Source organism: Microbacterium sp. EYE_78, assembly GCF_023149035.1.
In the GTDB taxonomy this organism is placed as follows: domain Bacteria; phylum Actinomycetota; class Actinomycetes; order Actinomycetales; family Microbacteriaceae; genus Microbacterium.
The window spans coordinates 1,075,906-1,102,465 of record NZ_JAHXMY010000001.1; the positions used below are offsets into that span (position 1 = coordinate 1,075,906).

Below are 26,560 nucleotides of genomic sequence, written 5' to 3' on the forward strand. Positions count from 1 at the left end.
GTGCCCCTCGAGGAGTACCAGTGGCGCGCGGTGAGCGCAGCCGGCGGCGAAGCCAAGGGTGCGCTTGAAGCGTCGAGCCAGAGCGCGGTCATCGCGAAGCTGAGGACCCAGGGACTGACGCCCCTCAGCGTCGTGCCGCTGTCGAAGACGGGGCTGAACCGCGAGATCTCGCTGCCCGGGTTCGAGCGTCGCGTCGCGACGAAGGACTTGGCCGTCTTCGCCAAACAGTTCGCCGGCCTCATCCACGCCGGCCTACCGCTCATGCGCGCCCTGTCGATCATCGCCGACCAGACGGAGAACAAGCGGCTCGCCTCGGCTCTGGTCGCCGTGCAGAGCGACATCGAGTCCGGACGGTCGTTCTCGGCGGCGCTCGCCGCGCAGCCCGCGGTCTTCCCGCCCCTGCTGGTCAGCCTCGTCAGCGTCGGAGAGACCGGCGGGTTCCTCGCGGAGTCGCTCGACGCGATCGCCCGTTCCTATCGCTCCGACGTCGATCTGCAGCAGAAGATCAAGTCCGCGATGACCTATCCGCTCATCGTCCTCGTCATCGCCGTCATCGGGGTCATCGCGATGATCGCCTTCGTCGTGCCCATCTTCGAGGGCATGTTCGCCAGCATGGGCGGCGAGCTCCCGGTGCCGACGCAGATCCTCGTCGTGCTCTCGCGGAACATGGCTTGGATCCTCCCGGTCCTGATCGTGCTGTCCGTCGCCGGGGCGGTCGGGTACCAGCGGGTCAAGAACACCGATCGGTTCCGCGGCATCGTCGACCCCTTCCTGCTCCGGATGCCGGTGTTCGGCGCCCTGGTAACGAAGATCGCCGTCGCCCGCTTCGCGCGGAACCTCTCGATGATGCTGAAGGCCGGCGTACCGCTCATGCAGGCGCTCGATCTCGTCGGGAGGGCGGCGAACAACAAAGCGGTCGAAGACGCGCTGCAGAGCGTGCGCGAGTCCATCCGACTCGGGCGGTCGTTCTCGGCGCCGCTCGCCAAGGCGGCCGTCTTCCCGCCTCTCGTCGCGCAGATGGTCTCGGTCGGCGAGGAGTCGGGATCGCTACCCGACATGCTCGAGAGCATCGCGGACTTCTACGAGACCGAGGTCAACGCGGCCTCGGAACAGCTGACCAGCATGATCGAGCCGATCATGATGACGATCCTCGGCCTGCTGATCGGCGGCATGGTCGTCGCGCTGTACATGCCGATGTTCACCATGTACGACCAGCTGGGCGCCCAGTAGTCAGGGACTCGAGAACGCGAGCACCGTCGCCGTCAGCGTCACGCCGTCCTCCGTCGCCTGCGTCACGCTCGCCTGCGTGACAGCAACGGCGCGGGGCCCCGCCCGGAGGGCGTCGAGCACGCGCGTCGCGGCGTCGACGTCGGCCGCCTCGATCACGACGGTGACCGCGATCTGGATGGGAGCGGACGGCTCCGATGGCGCCCCGGCTGCCGTCGCCTTCGGCGTCTCTGCCGCCGTCTGTTCGCCCGGGTCGGCACCGCCCGCCTCTGCGGGGGCGTCAGCTGCGCTCGCCGCTCCGCCCGGAGCCGTCGCCTCCTCCTCGGACCGGATCGCGAAGGGCTCCGCCGTCGCCGGCGTGAGGGCGGTGACACGGCCTCCGTGCGCCTCCGCCGCGCTGAGGGCCAGGTACAGGACGTCGTCGAGATGTGGCGCAGCGGGTATCGCCGCCCGCAGATCCTCAACGTCCGCATCGAGCGCCGCCATGTCGGCCGACTGGGAGCGGAGCGTGTCGAGGAGGATCTCCTGCGTGCGGTTCTGCTGAGCCACGTCGTCGGCGGCGGAGGCGGTGGTCCCCGCCGCCGACAGCAGGGGCAGAGCGCACACGACGATCCCCAGGACGAGCACGGCGACGGCCGCGGCGGCGCCGATCAGGTTCACGAGCTGCTTGGTCATCGCGCCGCCTCCTCGTCGTAGGCGCCCGAGTAGACCGTCTGATCGAGGTCTACGCGGATGGAGTAGGTGAAGAGGTCCTCCGCCGAGGTCAGCGCCTCCACGTCGGCGGCCCGCATCCCGGTCGACGACCGGACGTCACGGGTCACCTGCACGAAGTCGATGGGGGCGGGGCTCGTGAAGGTGATCGTGCCCGAGACGCCCGTCGCGGCCTCCGGGTCGCTGTCCGGGACGGGAGCGGGGCCGGCGTCGAGGCTGTAGCCGGTGATGCTGACGCCGGGGGGCAGTCGGTCGGCGACGAGCTCGACGACACGACGCCACTCGAGGTCGCCCGCCATGGCGTCCCGCCGCATCCCCTGCAGCGCGGTGCGGTCGGCGAGGGCCTCGCTGACGTCGGAGAGCTCCGCGATGCCGCTGAGCAGAGCGGCGGTACGGGACTGCTCGGTCACCAGTCGGAGGTCCGCGGTCATCTTGTAGGCGAAGGCTCCGGCGATGGCCAGCACGGCGACGCCCGTGCACGCGAGGCCGACGAGCAGCCAGAGGCGTGCGCGGGCGAGGGTGTCGCGCCGTCGTATCTCGGAGGGGGGAAGGAGGTCGACGCGAGGCAGTGACCCGACCCGGAGGCCGGGGGTGCGCGAGCCGAACAGGGTCACCGGATGCCTCCCAGGAGCAGCGACGCCGTGCCGGCCATCCGCGTGGCGAGCTCGGGTGCGAGGGCGAAGGTCCGCGAGGTCGCGATGAGGTCGGTCGCGACGACGGGTGCGACCGGCGTCTCGGTGACGCGGGCCACGGCGTCGACCAGGCGCTCGTGGTCGGCGTGGAGTCCGGCGATCCAGGCACGGTCGATGGGCACGGCGTCGGGTCGGTCGCGGTAGAAGTTCACGGTCCCCCGAAGGCGGCCCACCAGCTCGATGAGCGCCGCCTGGACGTCCGGGTCGAGTGCTCGCGGTCCGACGGCAGCGGCCCGCCTCGTCCGCCGCAGCGCGGGTTCTACGTCGGGAGTCGGGGGTCCGTGGGGGGTGTCCGCGTCGGGATCCCCGGCGGGCACGATGTCGAGGGGCACCACGCGGACGAACCTGGGCACCCCGTCCGTCGCCACCACGATGTGGGTCGTGTGCTCGCCGATCCCGAGGAACAGTCCGGTTTCGCCCGGCGCCCCGAGAGCCGCCAGGGCGCGGGCGTAGCCGAAGGCGAGGAGGTCGATCGACGTCGCGCGCAGCTTGGCCTGCGCGAGCGCGCCCACGAGCTCCTCCATGTGCTCTGCGACCGCTGCGACGAGCAGGCCGTGGACGCCCTCCGCATCCTGCCGCGTCGGCACGAAATCGAGTACGGCCTGATCGACGGGGACGGGCAGACGGTCCTGGACCTCGAACGGCAGGGCCTGCCGGATGTGATCGGGATTGCTCAGCTGGGTGGAGTGCTCCCGCACGAGGATGCGGCGATTGCCGACACCGAGCACCACCTCGCGGCTCGAGATGCGGGCATCCGCCCACAGGCGCTGGAGCGCCACGGCCACGGCGTCCCGGTCGAGGATCTCGGAGTCCTTCGCCGCGCCCGGCGGCAGCGCGACTTCGCCGGCGGTGATGATCACCGGCGCACGGCCGATCGTCGTCTCGACGGCGCGGACACCCGCCTCCGTGATCTCGAGGGCCACCTGGGTCTTCGCCATCACACTCCTCCGTACAGCGAGCTGTAAACCGTGCTCAGGGTGTCGCCGGCGAAGACCCCGATCCACGCGCCGACGACGATCCACGGTCCGAAGGCAATCGCGGTCCGCCGACCGGCGCGCCCGCGGGCCAGAAGGGCGATGCCGACGGTTCCACCGACGACGAACGCGGCGAATGCGCCGACGAGCAGCGGTCCCCAGCCCAGCCAGCCGAGCATGAGGCCGACGACGGCGGCGAGGCGGACGTCTCCGCCTCCCATCCCGTCCGGACGGATAAACCTCAGCGCGGCGTAGAACCCCCACAACGAGACCGCGCCGACGCCCGCTCGCAGCAGAGCTCCCCAGTCGGCTCCCGCCAGGCACGCCGCGAGGAGGAGTATCGCGCCGACGAGCAGTGCCGGCCCGGTCACGGCGTGGGGCAGCCGCCGGGTGTCCAGGTCGATGAGCGTCAGGACGATGCCGCACGCGGCGAACCACAGGAATGCGGCGAGCACGAGCAGTCGGGCGGGCAGGGGTTCCGGCGCCGCGGCGGTCGTCACCGACCACCACAGGGCGACCGCGGCGAACGCGAGGCCGGTCGTCAGTTCGACCAGCGGATAGCGCGCCGAGATGGTGCCGCCGCACGAGGCGCAGCGGGCGCGCAGCAGCATCCACGAGAGCACCGGGACGTTCTGCCACCACAGCACCCGCCCTCCGCAGCCCGGGCAGCGGCTCGGGCGCAGCAGTGATTGCCCGGCGGGGAGCCGGTACGCGACCACGTTGAGGAACGACCCGACGACGAGGCCCAGGACGCCGATGAATGCGACGAACGGCACGAGGAGGTAGAGCGGTGTCATCGTGCCCCCACGTCCCGCCGTGAGACGACAGTGCCGAGCGCGTAGTCCCCGGTCTCCACCACGACGGGCGTGCCGCCGTACCCGCCGTCGGGAGGGGCCATGCCCGGCAGGCCCATGAGCTCGCCCTTGATGGTGATCTGCCCGCCCGAGTTGAATCCGTTCGTGTACAGCGACCCGAGCAGCACGCCGCCGCCCGAGACGGACAGCCGGCAGGGGGTGTAGACCAGCGAGCGGACGCCCTCGAGGTTGGCGCCGTTGGTGTCGAAGTTGGTCGCTGTCGCCCCGAGCGGGCACGAGGGCTTGCCGTCGGCCACGGTGTCCTCGGTGACGAAGAACACCTTCGGCGCGGCGCCGGCGGCGGATCGCATCGTCAGGCCGGTGGTGTTGAACTTCTTGGCGAGGAGCACGACGTTCGACGCCTTGATCGTCGGGGCGGGGCTGCCCCCGGCGTTCGACGTCAACTGACTGCAGGCACGCCCGTCCACGACGACCGTGCCGGTGTAGTTGGCGAGGTCCTTCCATCCCTGGTTGGCGAAGGTGCCGTTGTTCTCGTTGAAGTAGCGGCACGAATCCGTCGACATCGTCGACACGTCGCGGAGGGTGATGACGGCGGCGCCTGGCCAGTCGGATGCCCGGTAGACGTAGTCGAACCAGCCGGGCAGGCCCGGAGCCGGGACCGGGCTGATCGAGTCGCTCTTCACGACACCGCCGTCGATGCGGCCACCGTTGATCGACGGCGTGTGTGCCGTCGGGAGCGTCACCCGGCCCTCGATCACGCGGTCGTTGACGGTCACCTCTCCTCGCGCGGTCGCGTCGGCGCGGAACGGCGCCCCGCTCCACAGCAGGTCCAGGGCGCCGTTGACCCGCACGCTCGAGCGCGGGCCTCCCGCCCGCCCCACGGTGCTGTTGATCTTGGACGTCCCGGTGCCCGCCGCGAGGATGTCGCCCTGCACGGTCGTCGCTCCACCATTGAAGGTGACGTTGCCGGCGGCGTAGAGGTCGCCCGTGATGTTGCAGCCGTCCGACGAGGTGACGTCGCCGCCGACGATGAGGTTGCCCGGAATCGTGAGCCGGCAGCCGAACGGTCCTTTCACCGACACGATCTGCGGCTCGTTGCCGCCGTGGGCGAGCAGCGTGACCTGCCCCATCGTCGACCCCTCGTAGAGCACCAGACCGACGGGCGTGAGCGACGGATCGACGACCTCGGTCGTCTCGGGGACGAGGCTGTACACGGTGCGGACGGTCGCGGACGAACCGTCGGCGGTGCCGATGGCGGTGAGCGTGACCGAGCTCCGGGTCTCATTGCACACGACGGTCGCGGTGTAGGACGCGCCGCCGCCGCTGCCGGGGACGTCGCCCGGAGGGACCTCGGTCGCGCAGACCTCGTCCGCTTTGGCCGCTGCGACGGCGGCGGCCATGCCGGCGTCTGCGGCCGACTGGGCCTGCAGACTGCCGCGGACGCCGACGGCCGTGGCCGTCGTGTTCACGACAGCGGCGGACAGCGTCACCACGATGAGACCGAGCACGAGTGCGACGATGACCACCGTGATGAGGGCGGCGCCGTCGTCGTCGGCCCGCGTGCGTCTCACCAGCATCGGGCGCTCCCCTCGTGGCGGGCACGGACGACGGCCGAACCCGCGACGGATGCGGAGTCGCCGGAACTCAGGCGGGGTTGCTGCGACGTCGACACGGCCAGGTTCCACGACGCGCGGCCTGCGGCGACGGCGAAGTAGCTGGCTCCCGGAGCGGCGGGTCCCACGCTCTCGGCGAGAGCGCCCCACGCTGCGGTCGGCTGCGGCGGCGACGCGGCCGCCGACAGAGGGGCGTAGGAGCGGGTGCGGAGCTCGAAGAGACCGTCCGCGCCGGACCGGCGGCCGGCGGCATCCGTCGTCTCGAGGTCGGTGACCGCCCAGGCGCGGCACGTCCAGCCCGACTCGCCCGTCGCGACGAGGGCGCGCAGCACCGAGCCACCCGCGGCGGGCGACTCGACCGTGACCGAGGCGGCGGTGCGGAGGCTCGCGGTCAGCGACGTGCTGATCGCCTGCACCCGCCCGGTGGCGAGGTCGCGGTCGCGGGTCGCCGCGGTCGCCTGCAGCGTGGTGGCCAGGATGGTCGCGACGAGCGCGAGGAGAACCGACCCGACGAAGACGGCGATCATCAGTTCGACGAGCGTCATGCCCGCGTCGTCCTCCGCAGGTTCGCCCGTCACGGAGCGGTCACCACGATCTTGGTCGCCATCGTGACGAGGGCGGCGGTGGGGTCGGATGCCGCTGGGTTCCGCACGTCGACGGTGACGGTGAGGGCGGCGGGGTACGCGGTGGGGCAGGTCGCCGCCGTGGCGCGGGCGACGAGGCCGGTGTCGGCGGGATCGACGGTCGTCGTCGTCGCCGCGCGGACGGCGGCGCAGGAGTTGGCGGCCTCGTCGGGGAACCGGGCCCGCATCGCGGCCAGTTCGGACGAGGCGAACGCGTTCGCGGCGACACGGTCGCGGTTGCCGGCGCTCAGCGTGGTCGCCTGCACGGCGAGAGGGAGGATCGCCATCGCGATCACGGCGAACAGCAGCATCGCGACGACCACCTCGACGAGGCCGAAGCCCTCGTCGGAGTCGGGGGTGCGCGTGCCGGTCATGGGCGACCTTCGGGGGAGGAGAAGGCGGAGGCCGGGCCGACGCTGGGGGACGTCGACCCGGCCGGGGGGTGGTTCGGGTTACGGGCAGCCGGGGCCGGAGGACTGAGCGGGAATAGAGCTACCGGTCTTCGTGGCGGTCACGCAGTACCCCTCGAGGGTGGTCCCGCTCACCGCGACGGTGATGTCGGAGTCCTCGAGGTTGTCCGCGGAGGTTGCTGTCACGGTGTCACCATTGGCGATCATCGTGGCGACCTGGGACGCGCCGTTAGCGGCGACTGTCTTGAGCGCGTTCTCCTCAGCGTCGGCCTGCAGGCCGTTGAAGATCGGGATCGCGATCGCGGCCAGCACGCCGAGGATGACGACGACGACGATGAGCTCGATGAGCGAGAAGCCGGACTCGCCGGTCTCCTCCTTGCGACGCTTGAGGGCGTCCAGGTAGTTCTTCATGATTTCTCCGATGCGGTGAGAGCCGACGCGGGTGCAAGGGAGCGCATCCGCCACGGCATCCACTGTCCTCACGTCACCTCAGATCGCCGTTCCCGCATCGGTCAGCGCTTCCTCAGTCTTTGCTCAGGCCCCAGACGGTGACCGCGGATGCCGCATCCGCATCGGACGATGCAACATCGGCCACGGCGGGCGTCGAGGCCGCTCCTACGCTGGAATCGGGGCGACGTCGCGCCCGGGAAACGGAGCATCATGGAGCGCACACTCTCCATCCACTCGATCATCGCGGGGGCGCCGGTCGCCGGCTCCGGTGAGGAGATCTCGGCCGTCGCCGCCTTCGACGGCTCGCCGCTCGAACCCGCCTACCGGGCGACGAGCCCCGAGGAGTTCGAGCGCGCCGCATCCGCAGCCGCCGACGCGTTCGACGCCTACCGCGCGACCGATCACGAGACGCGCGCCGCCTTCCTCGAGCGGATCGCGGACGCGATCGAGGCGCGCGGTGCCGAGATCACCGAGCGCGGCGTCATCGAGACCGGCCTGCCCGCGGCTCGCCTCGAGAACGAGCGGGGCCGTACGACGGGACAACTGCGCCTGTTCGCCGCCGTCCTCCGCGAGGGCAGCTGGGCGGGTGCGCGCATCGACCGCGCACTGCCCGACCGTGCGCCCGCGCCGCGGCCCGACCTCCGCCGACGCCTCGTGCCCCTCGGCCCGGTCGCCGTGTTCGGCGCCAGCAACTTCCCGCTCGCGTTCTCGACCGCCGGCGGCGACACCGCGTCGGCGCTCGCCGCCGGGTGCCCCGTCATCGTGAAGGCCCACCAGGGGCATCCCGGCGTCGCATCGCTCATCGGCGACGCGATCGCCGAGGCCGTCGAGGCGTCGGGACTGCCCGGCGGTGTGTTCTCGCAGGTCTTCGGCTCGGGCCGGGACATCGGCCAGCGCCTGGTCGCCGACCCGCGGATCGCCGCCGTCGGCTTCACCGGCTCCCGCGCGGGCGGGCTGGCCCTCGTCCGCACCGCACAGCAGCGCCCCGTGCCGATCCCGGTCTACGCCGAGATGAGCAGCATCAACCCCGTCGTCGTGCTGCCCGCCGCCGTCGAGGCCGACGGCGGGGCCATCGCGGCCGGGTACGTCGACTCGCTGACGCTCGGCTCGGGGCAGTTCTGCACGAACCCGGGCATCCTCGTCGTGCCCCGCTCCGCGGCGGGGGACGAGCTGCTGGGCCGCGTCGCCGAGCTCGTCCGCGGCCGGACCGGGCAGACCATGCTGACCCCCGGCATCCACTCCGCCTTCCGTGAGGGCGTCGACGCGCGCCGAGCCGCCGACACGGCGATCGTCGGCGAGGGTGCGCCAGGAGAGGGCCCCCACGCGCCCGCGCCGATCGTGTTCGAGGCGGATGCCGCATCGTTCGGCGATGCGCTGGCCGACGAGGTCTTCGGCGCCGCGGGACTGGTGCTGCGGTACGACTCGGCCGAGCAGCTGCACGGCCTCGTCGACAGCCTCGAGGGGCAGCTGACCGCCACCGTCTTCGCCGCGGAGGCCGACCACGAGGCCGCCCGCGGCCTGCTCCCGGTGCTCGAGCGGCGCGTGGGACGCATCCTGTTCAACGGCTGGCCGACGGGGGTCGAGGTGACGTGGACGATGGTCCACGGCGGACCGTTCCCGGCCACCTCGGACTCGCGCAGCACGTCGGTGGGCGCCGCCGCCATCGAACGCTTCCTACGGCCGGTGGCGTACCAGAACGTGCCGGCCGGGCTGCTGCCCGAGGTCGTCCGCGACGACAACCCGTGGGGCGTCCCGCAGCGCGTCGACGGCGGGATCGTGCTGCCCTGACGCCGGCACCGCATCTCCTCTGATCCGGGTCCCGCCGTCCATCGGGCGACGCGGAGTGCGCTCGAGAGCTGAGGATCTGAGGAGTTGGCGCGGCCGTGGGCGCCGCCCCGGCCGCGCTACCGCGCGAGCGCTGCGGTCTCGGGCACCGGCGTGACGAGCCGGCCGTCCGCGAGGTAGGCGCGCAGGTTCTCGAGCACGAGCGCCGCCATGTCGGCTCGCGTGTCGACGGTGCCGCTGCCGAGGTGGGGGAGCAGCACGACGTCGTCGCGACCGAGCAGGGCGCTCGGCACGTGCGGCTCGTCGGCGAAGACGTCGAGCCCGGCGCCGCCGAGGCGGTCCGCCTCCAGCGCGGCCACGAGAGCGTCTTCGTCGACGACCGACCCGCGGGCGATGTTGACGAGGTAGCCCTCCGGCCCGAGCGCGTCGATGACCGCGGCATCCACCAGTCCGACGGTGCCCGCGCCGCCGGCAACGGCGATGACGAGCGCGTCGCTCTCGCGGGCGAGGGTCACGGGGTCAGGGACGAACCGGTACCGCACGCCCTCGACGGGCCGCCTGCCCGTGTACGAGACCTGCACGCCGAAGGCGTCGGCCCGTGCGGCGATCGCGCGGCCGATGCGTCCGAGCCCGAGGATGCCCAGGCGCGAGCCCGAGAAGCGCCGCGTGAGGGGGAAGGCGGATGCCTCCCACCGCCCCGCGCGGACGAAGCGGTCGGCGGCCGAGAAGCCGCGGAAGACGTCGAGCAGGAGCCCCAGGGCGGTGTCGGCGACGCAGTCGGTGAGGACGTCCGGCGTGTGCGAGATAACGATGCCGCGACGGGATGCCGCGTCCACATCGGTCGTGTCGTAGCCGACGCCGAAGTTCACCACGGCCTCGAGGCGCGGCATCCGCTCGATGAGGTCGGCATCGACGCCGGTGCGTCCACTCGTGACGACCACCCGTGCACCCTGGGCGACGGCGGCGAAGCCCGGGTCGGTGCGGTCCGCCGGCAGGAGCGCGGCGGCGAAGTCCTCGCGGAGGGTCGCCGCGAGACCCGGCAGCAGGGGGCCGACCTGGACGATCTCACCGGGGGTGGGACGGGATGCGGGGGGCGTCGTCATGCGGCCGATGCTAGGTTCGCGCAACGATGCGCGTCCAAGATCGAAAAGGCATGGATCGATCCGCTTACGACATGCAAGCCCGCGATCCGCGTGATCCCGGGGGAGACGGCGGCGCGGCGGCGCCCGGGAGGGCCGTTCCGCGGAATCGCGCGAAATCCCGCGGGTCCCGGCGTCTTGACCTGACTCGGCGGTCTTCCACATCCTGAGACCGTCTCCGACCCGAGAGCGCCCCACCGGCTCCGGACCCGCGATGCCGCAGGAGACTCGACTCTGGAGGAACAACGATGTCTTCTTCTTCACCCCGAACCCGCCGATTCGCGGGAGTCGCCGCCGGCGCCGCCGCCGCGGTCCTGTTCACCGGATGCGCGGTCGCGAACTCCGAGGGAACGTCGACCGGCGCCGACAGCGACGCCCTGCGCGTCGTGCTCTCGCAGGAGCCGCCGACGCTCGAGCCCTGCGAGGCGAACCTGACCTCGACCGGCGTGGTGGTGCGCAGCAACATCACCGAGCCGCTCGTCGAGCGCGACCCCACGACCGGTGAGCTCGACCCGCTGCTGGCCACCGCATGGGAGCAGACCGGCGACACCGAGTGGACCTTCACGCTCCAGGAGGGCGTCACCTTCCAGGACGGCTCGCCCTTCAACGCCGAGGCTGCGGCGTTCTCGATCGACCGCGCGGTGAACTCCGACCTCGGGTGCAACGTCGAGGGCTACGTCTTCGGCGACGACGACCTGGGTGTCGAGGCCGTCGACGCGACGACGCTCGTGATCACGACCCCGAGCCCCGACCCGATCCTCCCGCTGAAGCTCTCCTTCATCGAGATCGTGCCGACCTCGACCGACACGTCGGCGAAGGTCCGCGAGCCGATCGGCACCGGCCCCTACGCCGTGGGGCAGTGGGATGCCGGGACCCGCCTCACGCTCGAGCGGTACGACGACTACTGGGGCGACGCCCCGGAGTTCGCGTCCGTCGAGTACCAGTGGCGTGACGAGGGCACCGTTCGCGCGGCGATGATCACGAGCGACGAGGCCGACATCGCGACCGGCCTGAGCGTCGACGACGGCATCGGCGACCTCGGCGTGCCGTACCCGAACAACGAGACGGTGGCGCTCCGCTTCACCGGCGACATCGCGCCCCTCGACGACATCCGCATCCGGCAGGCCATCAACTACGCGGTCGATCGCGAGGGCATCGTCTCCTCGCTGTACCCCGACGGCGACGTCGTGGCCGCGCAGCTGATCCCCGAGGGCGTGGTGGGCCACAACCCCGACCTCGAGCCGTGGGAGTACGACCCCGAGCGTGCCGCCGAGCTGGTGCAGGAGGCGTCCGCCGACGGCGTGGCCGTCGACACCCCGATCACGCTCGTCGCCCGCAACGCGCAGTTCCCGAAGGTCGGCGAGATGGCCGAGGTCCTGCGCGAGCAGATGGCCGCAGCGGGCCTGAACGTCGAGCTGCGGATGGTCGACACGACGCAGCACCTGCAGTACCAGCTGCGTCCGTTCGTGACCAACGAGGGACCGATCGCCCTGCTGGTGCAGCACGGCAACCAGGCCGGAGACGCGCAGTTCACGGTCGAGCAGTACATGTCGTCCACCGGCGCGCAGAGCACCTTCGGCACGGACGAGTTCGACGCGATCCTCGACGCTGCCTCGCAGCTGTCGGGCGACGAGCGCCAGCAGGCGTACGCCGACATCTTCGAGTACCAGAACGAGGAGATCGTGCAGTTCTCCTTCATCGCCCACCAGACCGGCATGCTGGGCATCTCGGACCGCGTGTCGTACGAGCCGAACTCGGCCTCGGGCGACGAGCTGCGGATCTCGCAGGTCACCCTGGCCGGCTGACGCCGAGCCGTACCGCTCGCCGAACACGGGAGGAATCAGCCATGTGGAGCTACCTGCGCGGACGCATCCTGCAGAGCGCACTGCCCCTGGTCGCGGTGGTGCTGGGAGTGTTCCTCCTGGCCCGCCTGACCGGCGACCCCGCCAGCCTCTATCTGCCGCTCAACGCGACCGAGCAGATGAAGGCGGACTTCAGCGAGCGGTACGGGCTCGACAAGCCCGTCTGGGCGCAGCTGGGCGACTACCTCGCCGGCGTCGCCCGGTTCGACTTCGGCGTCTCGATGCGCACGGGGGAGCCCGCAGCCGACATGGTGCTGCGGGCCTTCCCGGCCACGCTGCAGCTGGCCGCCGCGACGATGCTGCTCGCGGTGATCATCGCCGCGGTGGTCGGATGCTGGGCCGCACTGAAGCCGAACGGCGTCGCCGACCGTGTGGCGAGCTTCACCTCGATGACCGCGGCCAGCGTGCCGGACTTCTGGCTTGCGATCATGGGCATCTGGATCTTCGCCATCTGGCTCGGCGTGCTGCCCACCTCGGGCACCACGGGAGCGGCGGCATGGATCCTGCCGGTCGCCGTCCTCCTCATGCGCCCCGTCGGCGTGCTGACCCAGGTCGTGCGCGGCTCGATGGTGACCGCCCTCGGGCAGCCGTACGTGAAGGTGGCGCGCAGCAAGGGCGCGGGCGAGTTCCACATCGTCTCGCGTCACGCGCTTCGCAACGCGGCGGCCCCTGCGCTCACCGTCGCCGGGGACCTCACTGTGGGCTTCATCAACGGCGCCGTCGTGATCGAGTCGATCTTCGGATGGCCCGGCATCGGCAAGCTGATGATCGACTCCATCCTCATGCGCGACTTCCCCGTGCTGCAGGCCGCCGTCCTGCTCACCGCGATCGCGATCTTCGCCCTCAACATCCTGATCGACGTCTGCTACGCGCTGCTCGATCCGCGGGTGCGCCCCGCGGCGAAGCGACGCCGCACGTCGAAGCCCACCACCGAGTCGACGAAGGAGCCGGCCCATGTCTGAACTCCCGGCCACGCAGAACATCCTCGCGCTCGAGGACCGCGCCCAGACGGGTCGGCGGGCGAGCCTGTTCCGGATGCTGCTGAACGACCCGGTCGCCACGGCGGCCGCCGTCATCCTCGTCATCGTCGGCCTGACCGCGATCGTCGCGCCGCCCCTGCTCGGCGACCTCGCCCGCGCGCAGGATCTCGCAGCCCGCAACCTGCCCCCCTTCAGTGTTGCTGAAGGCTGGCAGTACATCCTCGGCAGCGACAGCCTCGGCCGCAGCATGATCGCGCGCATGATGGTCGCGGCCGGCACGACGCTCGGCGTCGCGGTGCCCGCGGTGCTGGTGGCGGCCCTCGTCGGTTCGGCCTGGGGCATCTGGGCCGGCTTCCACCGCGGCTGGCGCGAGGCGGTCTCGATGCGCATCGCCGACGTGATCATGAGCTTCCCGTCGCTGCTGCTCGCCGTCGTCGTGCTGTACATCTTCAACCCGAGCGCGGCGAACATCGTCCTGGTCCTGGCGGTCACCCGCATCCCGGTCTACCTCCGCACCGCACGGGCCGAGGCGGCCGAGCTGCGCTCGCGCATGTTCGTCGACGCGGCGCGCAACTTCGGCACGCGTCCGAACGCCGTCATCCGCCGGCACATCGTCCCGAACGTCCTGCCGACCCTCGTCACCCTCGCCACGCTCGAGTTCTGCTACGTCATGCTCGCCGAATCGTCGCTCAGCTTCCTCGGCATCGGCATCCAGCCGCCGGACGTCAGCTGGGGCCTCATGGTCGCGCAGGGGCGCGAGTACCTCTCGCAGGCGTGGTGGCTGTCGGTGCTGCCGGGCCTCGCGATCGTCATCACGACCGTGGCAGCGAACGTGCTGGCCGCGTGGCTGCGCCTGGCGACCGACCCCGGGCAGCGCTGGCGGCTCGCCTCGAAGGGGCGCCGCCGGTTCATCGGCCGGGTGACGCCGCGCGCCACGCGTTGAGGACCGTCCGATGAGCGTCGAGGCGCTCCTGTTCCTCGCGCTCATCGTCTTCGTCGCCTCGTGCCTGCAGGCCGCGATCGGGTTCGGCCTCGGCATGGTCGCCGCGCCCTTCGTCGCGATCGTCGACGCGTCGCTCCTGCCGGCGGTCGTCATCATGCTCGCGATCATGGTGTCGGCGGTCATCGCGGTGGTCGAGCGGGCCGCGCTCGACGTGCGGGGCGCGGGGTGGGCGCTCGTCGGACGGGTGCCCGGCAGCATCCTCGGGGCGGTCCTCGTCGCCGTCGTGTCGGCCCAGGTCATCGGCTGGCTGGTCGCCGCGACCGTCCTCGTCGGCGTCGTCGCGTCGCTGCGGGGGTGGATGCCGCGGGTCACCCGGACCACGCAGGTCGTCGCTGGAGGCCTCTCGGGGGTCATGGGCACCGCGACCTCGATCGGCGGTGCGCCGATGGCGCTCGTCTGGCAGGGGTCTGACGGACCGCGCCTACGCGGCACGATGTCGGCGTTCTTCCTCGTGGGGTCGGTGGTCTCGACGGTCGCGCTGGCGGTGCTCGGTCAGATCTCCCTGCACACGCTCCAGATCACGGGCCTGCTGGTGGTGCCGGCGGCGCTCGGCATCGTCGCGTCGCGCTTCGCCGTCCGCCACCTCGACAAGCGCCGCGTCCGTCTCGTCGCGCTCGGCGCCTCACTCCTCGGCGCGGTGCTGCTCATCGGCACGCAGACGGCCGCGCTGCTCGCCGGCTGAGGCCGACGCGCCTCAGCGCACGCGGCGCTCAAGGGGTGCGCCGGCGGCGAGCAGCTCGAGGTTGCGGGCGATGTCGGCTGCGCGTGCGGCGAAGACCTCGCGCGCGTGCCCCGAGTGGTGCGGGGTGAGGACGGTGTGCTCGAACGCGGCCAGGCGGGCGACGGATGCCGGTGCCTCGGCGCCGGTCGGAGCCCCCCACCAGACGTCGATCGCGGCGCCGGCGAGCCGGTCGCCCGCCAGCGCCTCGCAGAGCGCGTCGAGGTCGACGACCGGCCCGCGCGCCACGTTGACGATGATCGCACCCGGCGGCAGGAGCGCCAGCTCGTGCGCCCCGATCGCGCCGCGGGTGGCGTCGCTGAGCGGGACGGTCACGACGAGCACATCGGATGCCGCGAAGAACGCATCGCGCTCGTCATCGCCGTACACCGTCGCGTCCGTGACGCCGTCGGGGAGCGCTCCGGTCACATGCCGGCGGAGGAATGCGATGCGCATCCCGAAGGCCTGCGCGAGCCGGGCGACGGCACCGCCGATCTCGCCGGCGCCGGCGATGCCGATGGTGCCCCCGGCGAGCGCGCGGTGGAACGGCACGTCGACCGTGTTCATGACCGTGCGCCACGCCCCGGCTCGCATCTCGGCATCGGCCTGGCGGGCGCGGCGACGGAGCATGAGCGTCGTCATGAGCACGTGCTCGGCGATCGCCTCACCGTGGTGACCGGTGTTGCAGACGGCGGCACCGTCCGGCACCGACCCCGGTTCGAGGCGGTCGACGCCCGCGCCCGTCACGTGGACGAGACGGAGGCGCCCGGCGTCCCTCGTCATCGCCGGCGTCAGCCGCGAGCACACGACCGCGTCGGCGTCGGCGAGCGCGTCGGCGATCTCGTCGTCGGTGGCTGCGGGCAGCAGCACGACATCGCCGAGGACGTCGGCGAAGCCGCTGATGACGGGATCGGTGACGACGACCTTCACGACCGGTTCACCACCGCGGACTGGCGAGCGTGTAGTCGGGGACGTGCCGCTGCATGTAGCCGGTGTCATCCCGCTCGCGGATGCCGGAGTCCAGATACTGGCGGTGCAGGCGCTGCAGGGCGTCCTCGTCGAGTTCGACCCCGAGGCCCGGACCCGTCGGCACTGCCACGGCGCCGCCCGAGAACGACAGCGCGCCCGGGACGATGACGTCCTCATCCTCGCGCTTCCACGGCCAGTGGGTGTCGCACGCGTAGTCGAGGACCTCGGTCGCCCCCGCCAGGTGCACCATCGCGGCGAGGCTGATGCCGAGGTGCGAGTTCGAGTGCATCGACAGCCCCCAGCCCACCGTCTCGGCGATGCCGGCGAGCAGGCGCGAGCGTTCGAGCCCGCCCCAGAAGTGGTGGTCCGAGAGGACGACGTCGATCGCGCCGGCGCGGATCGCGGGTGCGACGTCGGCGAAGCTCACGACGCACATGTTCGTCGCGAGGGGGATGCCGGTGCGCGCCCGCACCGCGGCCATGCCGTCGATGCCGGGGGTCGGGTCCTCGAGGTACTCGATGACACCGGTGAGCGCGTCGGCGACCCGCACCGAGGTCTCGACGCTCCACGCGCCGTTCGGGTCGATGCGCAGCGGGTGCTCGGGGAACGCGTCGCGCAGGGCCAGGACGGCCGCGATCTCGTCGTCCGGGTCGAACACGCCCGCCTTGAGCTTCAGCGCGCCGAAGCCGTACTCGTCGACGATCCGTCGCGCCTGCGCGACGATCCCCTCGGGGTCGAGCGCCGGTCCCCACGCGTCGGCGGGCGAGCCGGGGTGGCCCTCCCACTTGTAGAAGAGATAGCCGCTGAAGGGCACCGTCTCACGGACGGCGCCGCCGAGCAGATCGCTCACCGACAGACCGAGCGCCTTGCCGCGCACGTCGAGGGCCGCCACGTCGAAGGCGGACAGCACGCGGTCTGCGGTGCTGCTGCCGGTGACCATGCCCGACATCCCGTGGCCGCCGGTGCCCGTGTCCGAGCGCAGCGACGCGCGCACCCGGGCGCGCAGCTCGTTCGTCGCGAAGATGTCGCATCCGATCAGCAGCGATGCCGCGGCTTCGATGCGACGGAGATGCCCCTCGTCGCCGTAGGTCTCCCCGAGCCCGGTCAGACCGCTCTCGGTGCGGATCCGCACGATCGCGCGCAGCGCGTACGGCTCGTGGACCCCCACCGTGTTCAGCAGGGGGAGGTCGGCGAAGGCGACCGGGACGACTCGGACGTCGCGGATGGCGTGCTCGGCGCGTCGCACGGCAGAACCTCAGCGCGCGGCGACGAACGAGTCCGCCAGCACGCGGCGGGCGTCCGAGACGAGCTGCTCGAGGCGGTCGGCGTGCTCCGGCAGGGCGTCAACCAGGGGAGGTCGGACGTGCCCGGCATCCACTCCGGTGAACCGCGTGACACCCGCCTTGATCAGCGAGACCGCGTACCCCGGGACGAGGTTCCGGAGCCGGACCAGGGGGTGGAAGAACGCGGCGTCGAGCGCTGCGATCGTCGCGGTGTCCTCGTTCTCGACGGCGGCGAAGTACGCCAGTGCGATGTCGGGCGCGAAGGCGAAGGATGCCGACGAGTACAGCGGCACGCCGATCGCCCGGTAGGCCACCTGCGCGATCTCGGCCGTGGGGAGGCCGTTGAAGAACTGGAAGTCGGCGGCACCGGGCACGTCGCTGTCGCGGACGGCGCGGATGATGCGGGTGATGACGTCGATCTCGCCGACGCCGTCCTTCAGCCCGATGACGTTCGGGATGCGGGCGATCTCGAGAGTCGTCGCCTCGGTGAATCGCGCCGTGCCGCGGTGGTAGGCGATGATCGGCAGGCTCGTGGCCGAGGCCACACGTCGGACGTACTCGACGAGCCCGGCGTCGGGACCCGCCGTGAGGTACGGCGGCAGCAGCAGGATGCCGGTGGCCCCCGCACGCTCGGCGACCTGCACCTGCTCGATCGCCGCCGGCAGCGGACCGCCCGCGCCGACGAACAGCGGGGTGCGCCCGCCGATCACGGCGGCGCTCGTCTCGACGACCGTGGCGTAGTCGGTCTGCCCGAGCGCGTGGAACTCGCCCGTGCCGCAGGCGGCGAAGATGCCGCCCGGCCGGTGCTCGAGGCCCTGGGCGATGTGGTCGCCGAGGGCGACGCGGTCCACGGTGTCCTCCCGGGTGAACGGGGTCACGGGGAAGAAGAGGATTCGGTCCAGCACGGCAACTCCCTAGATCCTCGGCCCGCTCCGATGCGAAAGGCCGATCACGCTCGACGCTAGGGTTGCGATGGATACAGTCGCAAACCATAATTTGCACCGATTGATATCGGGAGGGTATGGATGCTGTCGCTCGTCCAACTGGAGTGCTTCGTCGCCGTCGCGGAGGAGCTGCATTTCGGCCAGGCCGCCGCCCGCTTGCGGATGACCCAGCCGCCGCTCAGCCGGCAGATCCAGCAGCTCGAGCGCGAACTCGACACCCGCCTCTTCGAGCGGACGAGCCGGCGCGTGCAGCTGACGGAGGCCGGCCGCACCCTGCTGCCGAGCGCCCGGCGCATCATCGACCTCGCCGCGAAGGCGACCGCCGACGTCCGCTCGGTCGGGCACGGCGCCTCGGGCACGCTCACCGTCTCGTACACGGCGATGGCGGGGCAGAGCGTGCTCCCCGCGTTCCTGCGGCGCGCGGCGCGCGAGCTGCCCGGCGCGACGCTGCTGCTGCGCGAGCTCGTGACGGCCGATCAGATGGAGGAGCTGGAGAAGGGCACCGTGGACGTCGGCCTGCTGCGGCCGATCGTCGAGCGGCCCGGGGTCTCGTCGCGGTCCGTCCTCGATGAGAAGCTCGTGCTGGCCGTGCCGTCCGACTCCCGACTGGCGGAGCTCGCCGACCCGATCTTCCTCTCCGACACGAGCGACCAGCCGCTGCTCATGTACTCGCCGGGCGGCGCGCGCTACTTCCACGACCTGCTGCTGTCGATGTTCGTCCGGGCCGGCGTGCACCCGCGCATCGTGCAGTACGCCGGTCAGGTGCCGGCGCTGCTGGCGCTCGTGAGCGCGGGCCTCGGGTTCACGCTCGTCCCGGAGTCGGCGCAGGGGCTCCCCATCGCGGGCGTGACCTTCCGGCGGCTCTCGCCGGACGACCGCTCCGACGACGTCAACCGGGTGCGGCTCGACGTCGCGTGGGCGACCGAGTCGACCAATCCGCTGCTTCCCGAGGCGCTGCGCGTCCTGGATGCGACGCTGGAGCAGCGCGCCGCCGAGTCGGGGATCGATGCCATCGGCGCATGAGTCGATGCCCTAACGGCCTTTGATGGCACCGGTCGGCTGTGCGTAGGGTGGGGCCACTACCGACGTCGAAGGCGAGGATCGGATGAGCACCCCCGTTGTGGTCTCCTACGACGTGATCCCCGTGGCGGGTCACGACAGCATGCTGCTGAACCTGAGCGGTGCACACGCCCCCTACTTCACGCGCAACCTCGTGCGCCTGACGGACGTCGACGGTCGCGTCGGCATCGGCGAGGTGCCCGGCGGCGAGCCCATCCGTGCCGCGCTCGAAGCCTCGGGTGCGCTCCTCGTCGGCACGCCCGTCGCGGCCTACCGCGAGACGCTGCGATCGCTCGCGGCATCCCTCGCCCATCTCGATGCCGCGGGACGAGGTGACCAGACCTTCGATCAGCGCATCGCCGTGCACGCCGTGACCGCCTGGGAGAGCGCGCTGCTCGACCTGGACGGCAAGCAGCTCGGCCTGCCCGTGAGCGCCCTCCTGGGCGACGGTCGCCAGCGCGACGAGGTCGACGTGCTCGGCTACCTCTTCTTCATCGGCGACGCGGATGCCACGGACCTGCCGTACCTGCAGTCGGAGGGCGCCGCCGGGTCGTGGGAGGACGTGCGGCGCCGGACGGCGCTCGACGCGGACGCCGTCGTCGGGCTCGCCCGCGCCGCGCAGGAGCGCTACGGCTTCCGGGACTTCAAGCTGAAGGGCGGCGTCCTGCTGCCCGAGACCGAAGCCGATGTCGTCACGGCGCTCGCCGAGGCGTTCCCAGGCGCGCGGGTCACGCTCGACCCGAACGGCAGCTGGCCCCTCGCCGAGGCCATCCGGTTGGGTGGACGCCTGCGCGACGTGCTGGCCTACGCCGAGGATCCTGTCGGACCCGAGGGCCGCTACTCCGGCCGGGAGACGATGGCCGAGTTCCGGCGGGCGACCGGCATGCGGACCGCGACGAACATGATCGCGACCGACTGGCGCGAGATGGCCCACGCCGTCCGCACGCAGGCCGTCGACATCCCGCTGGCAGACCCCCACTTCTGGACGATGGCCGGCTCGGTCCGCGTCGCCCAGCTCTGCGACGACTTCGGCCTGCAGTGGGGGTCGCACTCCAACAACCACTTCGACGTGAGCCTCGCGATGTTCACGCACGTCGCCGCCGCGGCCCCGGGCACACCGACCGCCGTCGACACCCACTGGATCTGGCAGGACGGACAGCGCCTCACCGTGCAGCCGCCGGTCATCCGGAACGGGCGGATCGCCGTCTCGTCCGCGCCCGGCCTCGGGGTCGAGCTCGACGACGCGCAGGTCGCCGCCGCACACGAGCTGTACCTGCGCGAGGGGCTCGCCGGCCGGGATGACGCGCACGCCATGCGCTACCTCGTGCCCGACTGGGAGTTCCACCCCAAGCGCCCCGCCCTGCAGCGATCCCAGCTGGAGCGCACCGCATGAGCACGCCGTCGTCCGCAGAGGAGTCCCCCGTGTCGACCACCACCGCCGCGCCGCGCGCCGAGGCATCCGTCCCCTCCCGCACCGAGCGGGCCGTCCTCCTCGAGGTGCGCGACCTCACCGTGGCCTACCGGATGGGCGACCGCGAGGTCGAAGCCGTCCACCACATCGACCTGACGATCGGCGCGGGCGAGGTCGTCGCCGTGGTCGGCGAGTCCGGGTCGGGCAAGAGCACCATCGCGCACGCCATCATCAACCTCCTCCCGCCCAACGCGCGCGTGACGTCGGGGAGCGTGAGCCTCGGCGGCGACGACCTGACGGCGAAGCCCGAGGCGCAGTGGCGGAAGGTCCGGGGCAAGCGCATCGGCCTCGTGCCGCAGGACCCGTCGCTCTCGCTCAACCCGGTGCGTCGTGTCGGGCCGCAGGTCGCCGAGCCGCTCCGCATCCACAAACTGGCGACGCGCGCCGAGGCGAACGCCCGGGCGGTCGAGCTGCTCGAGATGGCGGGGATCACCCACCCGGCCGAGCGCGCCAAGCAGTACCCGTACCAGTTCTCCGGAGGGATGCGGCAGCGCGCCCTCATCGCGACCGCGCTCGCCGCACGGCCCGAGCTGATCATCGCCGACGAGCCCACGAGCGCCCTCGACGTCACCGTGCAGAAGCAGGTGCTCGATCACCTCGACCACCTCGCCGACGAGTTCGGCACCTCGGTCCTGCTCATCACGCACGACCTCGGGGTCGCCGCCGACCGCGCCGACCGCATCATCGTGATGAAGGACGGCGCAGTGGTGGATGCCGGGCCCGCCGCGCAGGTGATCTCGTCGCCCACCGCCGAGTACACGCGCCAGCTGATCGCGGCATCCCCCGACATCTCCTCGCACGTGCGCCGCGCCGCGGCGACGGCCCGGCGGGGCCTCGACGACAGCGACTGCATCGTCCGGCTGTCGCACCTCGTGAAGACCTTCCCGCTGCCGGCGTCGTCGCGTCGCGACGGCGCGCGCGAGGTCACCGCCGTCGACGACATCTCGCTCGACATCCGTCGCGGCGAGACGCTCGCCGTGGTGGGGGAGTCCGGCAGCGGCAAGTCGACGCTCGCGCGTCTCGTGCTGCGTCTCGAGGAGCCGAGCTCGGGCTCGATCGAGTTCGACGGCGCCGACATCACCGAGCTCGCGCCGGCACCGCTGCGGCAGCTCCGGCGCAAGTTCCAGCTCGTGTACCAGAGCCCGTACGACTCGCTGAACCCGCGGCTGACGATCGAGCAGCTCATCTCCGAGCCGCTGCACTCGCTCGCCTCGCTCGACGGCACGGCGCGTCTCCGCAAGGTGCGGGAGCTCGTCGAGCAGACCGCGCTGCCGCAGGGCGTGCTCGCGCGCTACCCCGACGAGCTCTCGGGCGGACAGCGACAGCGCGTCGCGATCGCCCGGGCTCTGGCGCTCGATCCGGAGTTCCTCGTGCTCGACGAGGCGGTCTCCGCGCTCGATGTGTCGGTGCAGGCGCAGATCCTGGATCTGCTCATCACCCTGCAGGCCGAGCGCTCGCTCAGCTACCTCTTCATCACGCACGACCTGGGTGTCGTCGCCGAGATCGCCGACCGGGTCGCCGTCATGCGGCACGGCCGCCTCGTCGAGGCCGGGACGGCGGCGCAGATCCTGACCGCGCCGACCGATCCCTACACGCAGGCTCTCATCGCGGCGATCCCCGGACAGGGTCGACACGTGCGCCGGAAGGGCGCGTCGGTCTGACATCGCGACGAGAAGGGCGGCTCCCGGTGGGCCGCCCTTCTCTCGTGTTCGGACGCCCGGCATCCTGCAAAGTTGATATGTATCGACTCAACTTGGTTTGACGTCGGCAGAGGCTCGCAGTAGCCTTGAGTCATCGCGGCTCAGGTTCCCACCGGAGCCCGCGGAACGACTTCACGATCTCGCAGCCACACGAAGGAGACATCACATGGCACGTGCAGTGGGAATCGACCTCGGAACGACCAACTCGGTCGTCAGCGTCCTCGAGGGTGGCGAGCCGAAGGTCATCGCCAACGCCGAGGGCCTGCGCACCACCCCCTCGGTCGTCGCGTTCACGAAGGACGGTGAGGTGCTCGTCGGTGAGACCGCCAAGCGCCAGGCCGTCACCAACGTCGACCGCACCCTGACCTCGGTCAAGCGCCACATGGGCACCGACTGGAAGACCCAGGCGATCGACGGCAAGAACTACACGCCGCAGGAGATCTCGGCCCGCATCCTCCAGAAGCTCAAGCGCGACGCCGAGCAGTACCTCGGTGACACGGTGACGGATGCCGTCATCACCGTCCCCGCCTACTTCAACGACGCCGAGCGTCAGGCCACGAAGGAGGCCGGCGAGATCGCGGGCCTCAACGTGCTCCGCATCATCAACGAGCCCACCGCCGCCGCGCTGGCGTACGGCCTCGACAAGGGCAAGGAGGACGAGCTCATCCTCGTCTTCGACCTCGGTGGCGGAACCTTCGACGTCTCCCTCCTCGAGGTGGGCAAGGACGACGACTTCTCGACCATCCAGGTGCGCTCGACCGCCGGTGACAACCGCCTCGGCGGCGACGACTGGGACCAGCGCGTCGTCGACTACCTGATCAAGCAGTTCAAGGACACCAGCGGCGTCGACGTCTCGGGCGACAAGATCGCCCTGCAGCGTCTCAAGGAGGCCGCGGAGCAGGCGAAGAAGGAGCTCTCGAGCTCGCAGTCGACCTCGATCAACCTGCCCTACCTCTCGCTCACCGACTCGGGTCCCGTGTCGCTGTCCGAGACCCTGAGCCGGGCGAAGTTCGAGGACCTCACCAAGGACCTCCTCGACCGCACCAAGAAGCCGTTCGAGGACGTCATCCGCGAGGCCGGCATCAAGGTCGCCGACATCGACCACGTCGTGCTCGTCGGTGGATCGACGCGTATGCCCGCCGTGAGCGAGCTCGTCAAGCAGGAGGCCGGCAAGGAGCCCAACAAGGGCGTGAACCCGGACGAGGTCGTCGCCGTCGGCGCCGCCCTCCAGGCCGGCGTCCTCAAGGGCGAGCGTAAGGACGTGCTGCTCATCGACGTCACCCCGCTGAGCCTCGGCATCGAGACCAAGGGCGGCATCATGACCAAGCTCATCGAGCGCAACACGGCCATCCCGACCAAGCGCAGCGAGACCTTCACCACCGCCGACGACAGCCAGCCGTCGGTCGCGATCCAGGTCTTCCAGGGCGAGCGCGACTTCACCCGCGACAACAAGCCGCTCGGCACGTTCGAGCTCACCGGCATCGCACCGGCACCCCGCGGCATCCCGCAGATCGAGGTCACCTTCGACATCGACGCGAACGGCATCGTCCACGTGTCGGCGAAGGACAAGGGCACCGGCAAGGAGCAGTCGATGACGATCACCGGCGGCTCGTCGCTGCCCAAGGACGACATCGAGCGCATGGTGCGCGAGGCCGAGGAGCACGCAGCCGAGGACAAGAAGCGCCGCGAGGCTGCCGAGGTCCGCAACCAGGCCGAGACCCTCTCGTACTCGATCGAGAAGCTGCTGAACGAGAACGCCGACAAGCTGCCCGAGGACGTGAAGACCGAGGTCCAGGCCGACGTCGACGCGCTCAAGACGGCGCTCGCCGGTGACGACGACGACGCGGTCAAGAACGCCTATGACAAGCTCAACGCGTCGCAGACGAAGATCGGCGAGGCGATCTACGCCTCAAGCCAGGCCGACGCCGCGCAGGCCGGGGCCGACGCCCCGACCGGCGAGCCGGAGGCATCCTCCGATGAGGACGTCGTGGACGCCGAGGTCGTCGACGACGAGGACGAGAAGAAGTAAGCATGGCGGACAAGGACTTCGACAAGCCGGACGACGGCGACGAGGTCGTGGACTCCGGGGCTGCCGCAGAGGCGGCCCCGGAGGGCTCCGCACCCGAGGACACCGACACCCAGCCCGAAGAGCTGACGGTCGACGACATCCTCGGCGCAGCCCAGTCCGACGAGGCCGCTGTCGCCGACGCCCCCGCGGAAGAGCACGACCTCGTGCTCGACCTCAAGCGCGTCCAGGCCGAATACGCCAATTACCGTCGTCGCACCGAGGGCCAGCGCGAGGTCGAGATCGCCCGCGCCAAGGGCTCGGTCGCGAAGGGGATGCTGCCGGTCCTCGACGACCTCGACCGTGCCGAGAAGCACGGCGACCTCGAGGAGGGCACACCGCTCGCCGCGATCGCCGACAAGATCCGCACGGTCGTCGCCCGCCTGGGCGTCGAGCGCTACGGCGCCGCGGGCGAGCCGTTCGACCCGCAGCAGCACGAGGCGATCTTCCAGGCGCCGACGCCGGGCACGACCGAGGCGACCATCCTCGAGGTGGTCGAGATCGGCTACCGCCTGGGCGACATCGAGCTGCGCCCGGCGAAGGTCGTCGTCGCCGTTCCGGCCGAGTAAGGGGAAGGAGGGGCAATGGCCAGTCAGGACTGGTTCGACAAGGACTTCTACAAGGTCCTCGGTGTGTCGAAGGACGTCTCGGATGCCGAGCTGAAGAAGACGTACCGCAAGCTGGCACGCACCTACCACCCCGATTCGAACGCGGGCGACGCGACCGCCGAGGCGAAGTTCAAGGAGGTCAGCGAGGCGTACTCGGTGCTCTCCGACAAGGAGCAGCGCGCCGAGTACGACCAGATCCGCGCGATGGGGTCGGGCGGCGCCCGGTTCCAGCCGGGCGCGAGCGGCGGCTTCGAGGACGTATTCAGCCGGTTCTCCACCAGCGGTGGCGGTGGTCAGCAGGCCGACTTCGACGACCTGTTCGCCATGTTCGGGCAGCAGAGCGGCGGCGGACGGTTCGGCTCAGGCCGGTTCGGCCAGTCCAGCGGCGGGTTCCGCGGATTCGGCGGGCCGCAGCGCGGTGCCGACGTCACCGCCCGGACGACGCTCGACTTCACCACCGCGGTGAAGGGCGACACGATCACGCTGCAGGGCGAGGACGGCAAGCCGATCAAGATCAAGATCCCGGCGGGCGTGTCCGACGGGCAGAAGATCAAGCTCCGCGGGCGCGGCCGTCCGTCGCCGGACGGCGGCGAGGCGGGCGACATCGTCCTCACGGTGGGGGTGCGACCGCATCCCGTCTTCACGCGTGAAGGACTGAACCTCCGCATCCACGTGCCGGTCACCTTCACCGAGGCCGCGCTCGGCGCCACGATCGAGGTGCCGACGCTCGGCGGCGACATCGTCAAGCTGCGCGTCGCGCCCGGCACACCGTCGGGTCGCGTGCTGCGCGTGAAGGGCCGCGGGGTGCAGACGGCCAAGGGCACCGGCGACCTGCTCGCCGAGGTCCAGGTCGCGGTGCCGACGCACCTCGACGCCGCCGCCCGCGAGGCGCTCGAGCGCTTCCACGATCTGGAGCCGAAAGAGAACCCACGCGCCGACCTGATGATCAAGGCGCGGGAATGAGGTGAGACGCATGGCGAACGAGCACATCGACGACGACGCCCCGATCCTCGCGATCGCGGTGGCGGCCGAGCTCGCCGGCATGCACCCGCAGACCCTCCGGCAGTACGACCGGCTGGGTCTCGTGGTACCGGCGCGCACCCGTGGCGGGTCGCGCCGGTACTCCCTCCGTCACGTCGCGCAGTTGCGCGAAGTGGCGCAGATGTCCGCCGACGGCGTCAGCCTGCCGGCCATCTCGCGCATCATCGAACTCGAGAACGAGGTCCGGATGCTGCGCCGCGACGTCGAGGGCCTCCAGACGCGCCTGCGCGACGAGGTCGCCGCGCGCCGAGGCGCCCGGGTCTTCGCCGCCGGCGCGACGGGCTCCGTCGTCACGCTCCGGCAGGGCACGCGCGTGCGCCGCGCCACGGACGTCGTCCTGTGGCGCCCCGGCCCGCCCCCCGCCGCCGACTGACCCCGGCCGGCGCGTGCCGGGCCGGCCAGTGCCCCGGTGCCGAGC

General features: G+C 71.5%; 25 protein-coding genes. 13 read left to right on the plus strand and 12 right to left on the minus strand.

What is annotated here, in order from left to right; all coding sequences use genetic code 11:
- Complete coding sequence (locus KZX17_RS05170; RefSeq protein WP_248170302.1) at window positions 1-1,230, plus strand: type II secretion system F family protein; 1,230 nt, start codon at window positions 1-3, stop codon at window positions 1,228-1,230.
- Here KZX17_RS05170 and KZX17_RS05175 read toward each other — a convergent pair whose 3' ends face one another.
- The 8 genes from KZX17_RS05175 to KZX17_RS05210 all read right to left on the minus strand — a co-directional run bounded on the left by KZX17_RS05175 (window position 1,231) and on the right by KZX17_RS05210 (window position 7,476).
- On the minus strand, window positions 1,231-1,902 hold the full coding sequence (locus KZX17_RS05175; protein WP_248170300.1) for a hypothetical protein: 672 nt from the start codon (window positions 1,900-1,902) through the stop codon (window positions 1,231-1,233).
- Complete coding sequence (locus KZX17_RS05180) at window positions 1,899-2,552, minus strand: hypothetical protein (protein WP_248170298.1); 654 nt, start codon at window positions 2,550-2,552, stop codon at window positions 1,899-1,901. The genes KZX17_RS05175 and KZX17_RS05180 overlap by 4 nt, the downstream gene beginning before the upstream one ends.
- On the minus strand, window positions 2,549-3,568 hold the full coding sequence (gene pilM / locus KZX17_RS05185) for a type IV pilus biogenesis protein PilM (RefSeq protein ID WP_248170296.1): 1,020 nt from the start codon (window positions 3,566-3,568) through the stop codon (window positions 2,549-2,551). The genes KZX17_RS05180 and pilM overlap by 4 nt, the downstream gene beginning before the upstream one ends.
- Complete coding sequence (locus KZX17_RS05190; RefSeq protein ID WP_248170287.1) at window positions 3,568-4,401, minus strand: A24 family peptidase; 834 nt, start codon at window positions 4,399-4,401, stop codon at window positions 3,568-3,570. The genes pilM and KZX17_RS05190 overlap by 1 nt, the downstream gene beginning before the upstream one ends.
- Window positions 4,398-5,996 carry a hypothetical protein gene (locus KZX17_RS05195; protein ID WP_248170285.1) on the minus strand — a complete coding sequence of 533 codons (1,599 nt, stop codon included), beginning with the start codon at window positions 5,994-5,996 and terminating at the stop codon, window positions 4,398-4,400. Before KZX17_RS05195 ends, KZX17_RS05190 begins: the two co-directional genes overlap by 4 nt.
- The gene (locus tag KZX17_RS05200; protein ID WP_248177330.1) at window positions 5,987-6,577 is read right to left on the minus strand and encodes a hypothetical protein; all 591 of its coding nucleotides are present in this window, start codon (window positions 6,575-6,577) and stop codon (window positions 5,987-5,989) included. The genes KZX17_RS05195 and KZX17_RS05200 overlap by 10 nt, the downstream gene beginning before the upstream one ends.
- Before the next feature lie 29 nt (window positions 6,578-6,606).
- On the minus strand, window positions 6,607-7,029 hold the full coding sequence (locus KZX17_RS05205; protein ID WP_248170281.1) for a prepilin-type N-terminal cleavage/methylation domain-containing protein: 423 nt from the start codon (window positions 7,027-7,029) through the stop codon (window positions 6,607-6,609).
- A 78-nt stretch (window positions 7,030-7,107) separates the two neighbouring features.
- Complete coding sequence (locus tag KZX17_RS05210; RefSeq protein WP_248170280.1) at window positions 7,108-7,476, minus strand: prepilin-type N-terminal cleavage/methylation domain-containing protein; 369 nt, start codon at window positions 7,474-7,476, stop codon at window positions 7,108-7,110.
- Window positions 7,477-7,725: 249 nt separating this feature from the next.
- Here KZX17_RS05210 and KZX17_RS05215 point away from each other — a divergent pair, with 249 nt between their 5' ends.
- The gene (locus KZX17_RS05215) at window positions 7,726-9,303 is read left to right on the plus strand and encodes an aldehyde dehydrogenase (NADP(+)) (RefSeq protein WP_248170279.1); all 1,578 of its coding nucleotides are present in this window, start codon (window positions 7,726-7,728) and stop codon (window positions 9,301-9,303) included.
- 116 nt (window positions 9,304-9,419) lie between these two features.
- Here KZX17_RS05215 and KZX17_RS05220 read toward each other — a convergent pair whose 3' ends face one another.
- Window positions 9,420-10,403 (minus strand): 2-hydroxyacid dehydrogenase, encoded by a 984-nt coding sequence (locus tag KZX17_RS05220; RefSeq protein WP_248170278.1) that lies wholly within the window; start codon window positions 10,401-10,403, stop codon window positions 9,420-9,422.
- A 284-nt stretch (window positions 10,404-10,687) separates the two neighbouring features.
- On the opposite strand from KZX17_RS05220, the gene KZX17_RS05225 reads away from it, so the two are divergent.
- The 4 genes from KZX17_RS05225 to KZX17_RS05240 are packed head-to-tail and all read left to right on the plus strand — an operon-like array spanning window position 10,688 to window position 14,966.
- A complete protein-coding gene (locus tag KZX17_RS05225) occupies window positions 10,688-12,244 on the plus strand; it encodes an ABC transporter substrate-binding protein (RefSeq protein ID WP_248170277.1) in 1,557 nt (518 codons plus the stop codon).
- 41 nt (window positions 12,245-12,285) lie between these two features.
- The gene (locus KZX17_RS05230; protein ID WP_248170276.1) at window positions 12,286-13,263 is read left to right on the plus strand and encodes an ABC transporter permease; all 978 of its coding nucleotides are present in this window, start codon (window positions 12,286-12,288) and stop codon (window positions 13,261-13,263) included.
- On the plus strand, window positions 13,256-14,224 hold the full coding sequence (locus KZX17_RS05235; protein WP_248170275.1) for an ABC transporter permease: 969 nt from the start codon (window positions 13,256-13,258) through the stop codon (window positions 14,222-14,224). Before KZX17_RS05230 ends, KZX17_RS05235 begins: the two co-directional genes overlap by 8 nt.
- A gap of 10 nt (window positions 14,225-14,234) precedes the next feature.
- The gene (locus tag KZX17_RS05240) at window positions 14,235-14,966 is read left to right on the plus strand and encodes a sulfite exporter TauE/SafE family protein (RefSeq protein ID WP_248170273.1); all 732 of its coding nucleotides are present in this window, start codon (window positions 14,235-14,237) and stop codon (window positions 14,964-14,966) included.
- Window positions 14,967-14,978: 12 nt separating this feature from the next.
- Here the strand turns inward: KZX17_RS05240 and KZX17_RS05245 are convergent, their stop codons facing one another.
- From KZX17_RS05245 to KZX17_RS05255, 3 genes are read right to left on the minus strand one after another with little or no spacing between them, the layout of a single operon-like run.
- Window positions 14,979-15,932 carry an NAD(P)-dependent oxidoreductase gene (locus tag KZX17_RS05245; protein WP_248170268.1) on the minus strand — a complete coding sequence of 318 codons (954 nt, stop codon included), beginning with the start codon at window positions 15,930-15,932 and terminating at the stop codon, window positions 14,979-14,981.
- Between the two features lie 7 nt (window positions 15,933-15,939).
- Window positions 15,940-17,217, minus strand: a complete 1,278-nt coding sequence (locus KZX17_RS05250) for a glucarate dehydratase family protein (RefSeq protein WP_248170267.1) — start codon at window positions 17,215-17,217, stop codon at window positions 15,940-15,942.
- Between the two features lie 9 nt (window positions 17,218-17,226).
- A complete protein-coding gene (locus KZX17_RS05255) occupies window positions 17,227-18,159 on the minus strand; it encodes a 5-dehydro-4-deoxyglucarate dehydratase (RefSeq protein ID WP_248170266.1) in 933 nt (310 codons plus the stop codon).
- 120 nt (window positions 18,160-18,279) lie between these two features.
- On the opposite strand from KZX17_RS05255, the gene KZX17_RS05260 reads away from it, so the two are divergent.
- From KZX17_RS05260 to KZX17_RS05290, 7 genes are all read left to right on the plus strand, one after another.
- Window positions 18,280-19,221, plus strand: a complete 942-nt coding sequence (locus tag KZX17_RS05260; protein WP_248170265.1) for a LysR family transcriptional regulator — start codon at window positions 18,280-18,282, stop codon at window positions 19,219-19,221.
- 82 nt (window positions 19,222-19,303) lie between these two features.
- Window positions 19,304-20,650: an enolase C-terminal domain-like protein gene (locus tag KZX17_RS05265; protein WP_248170264.1), complete on the plus strand. Its 1,347-nt coding sequence runs from the start codon at window positions 19,304-19,306 to the stop codon at window positions 20,648-20,650.
- Window positions 20,647-22,389, plus strand: coding sequence for an ABC transporter ATP-binding protein (locus KZX17_RS05270; protein ID WP_282443357.1), 1,743 nt, complete (start codon window positions 20,647-20,649; stop codon window positions 22,387-22,389). Before KZX17_RS05265 ends, KZX17_RS05270 begins: the two co-directional genes overlap by 4 nt.
- Before the next feature lie 205 nt (window positions 22,390-22,594).
- Window positions 22,595-24,457, plus strand: a complete 1,863-nt coding sequence (dnaK, locus tag KZX17_RS05275) for a molecular chaperone DnaK (protein ID WP_248170263.1) — start codon at window positions 22,595-22,597, stop codon at window positions 24,455-24,457.
- A gap of 2 nt (window positions 24,458-24,459) precedes the next feature.
- Window positions 24,460-25,062: a nucleotide exchange factor GrpE gene (locus KZX17_RS05280; RefSeq protein WP_248170262.1), complete on the plus strand. Its 603-nt coding sequence runs from the start codon at window positions 24,460-24,462 to the stop codon at window positions 25,060-25,062.
- Window positions 25,063-25,077: 15 nt separating this feature from the next.
- The gene (locus tag KZX17_RS05285; protein WP_248170261.1) at window positions 25,078-26,064 is read left to right on the plus strand and encodes a DnaJ C-terminal domain-containing protein; all 987 of its coding nucleotides are present in this window, start codon (window positions 25,078-25,080) and stop codon (window positions 26,062-26,064) included.
- Window positions 26,065-26,074: 10 nt separating this feature from the next.
- Window positions 26,075-26,515, plus strand: a complete 441-nt coding sequence (locus KZX17_RS05290; RefSeq protein WP_248170260.1) for a heat shock protein transcriptional repressor HspR — start codon at window positions 26,075-26,077, stop codon at window positions 26,513-26,515.
- Window positions 26,516-26,560 lie beyond the last annotated feature (45 nt).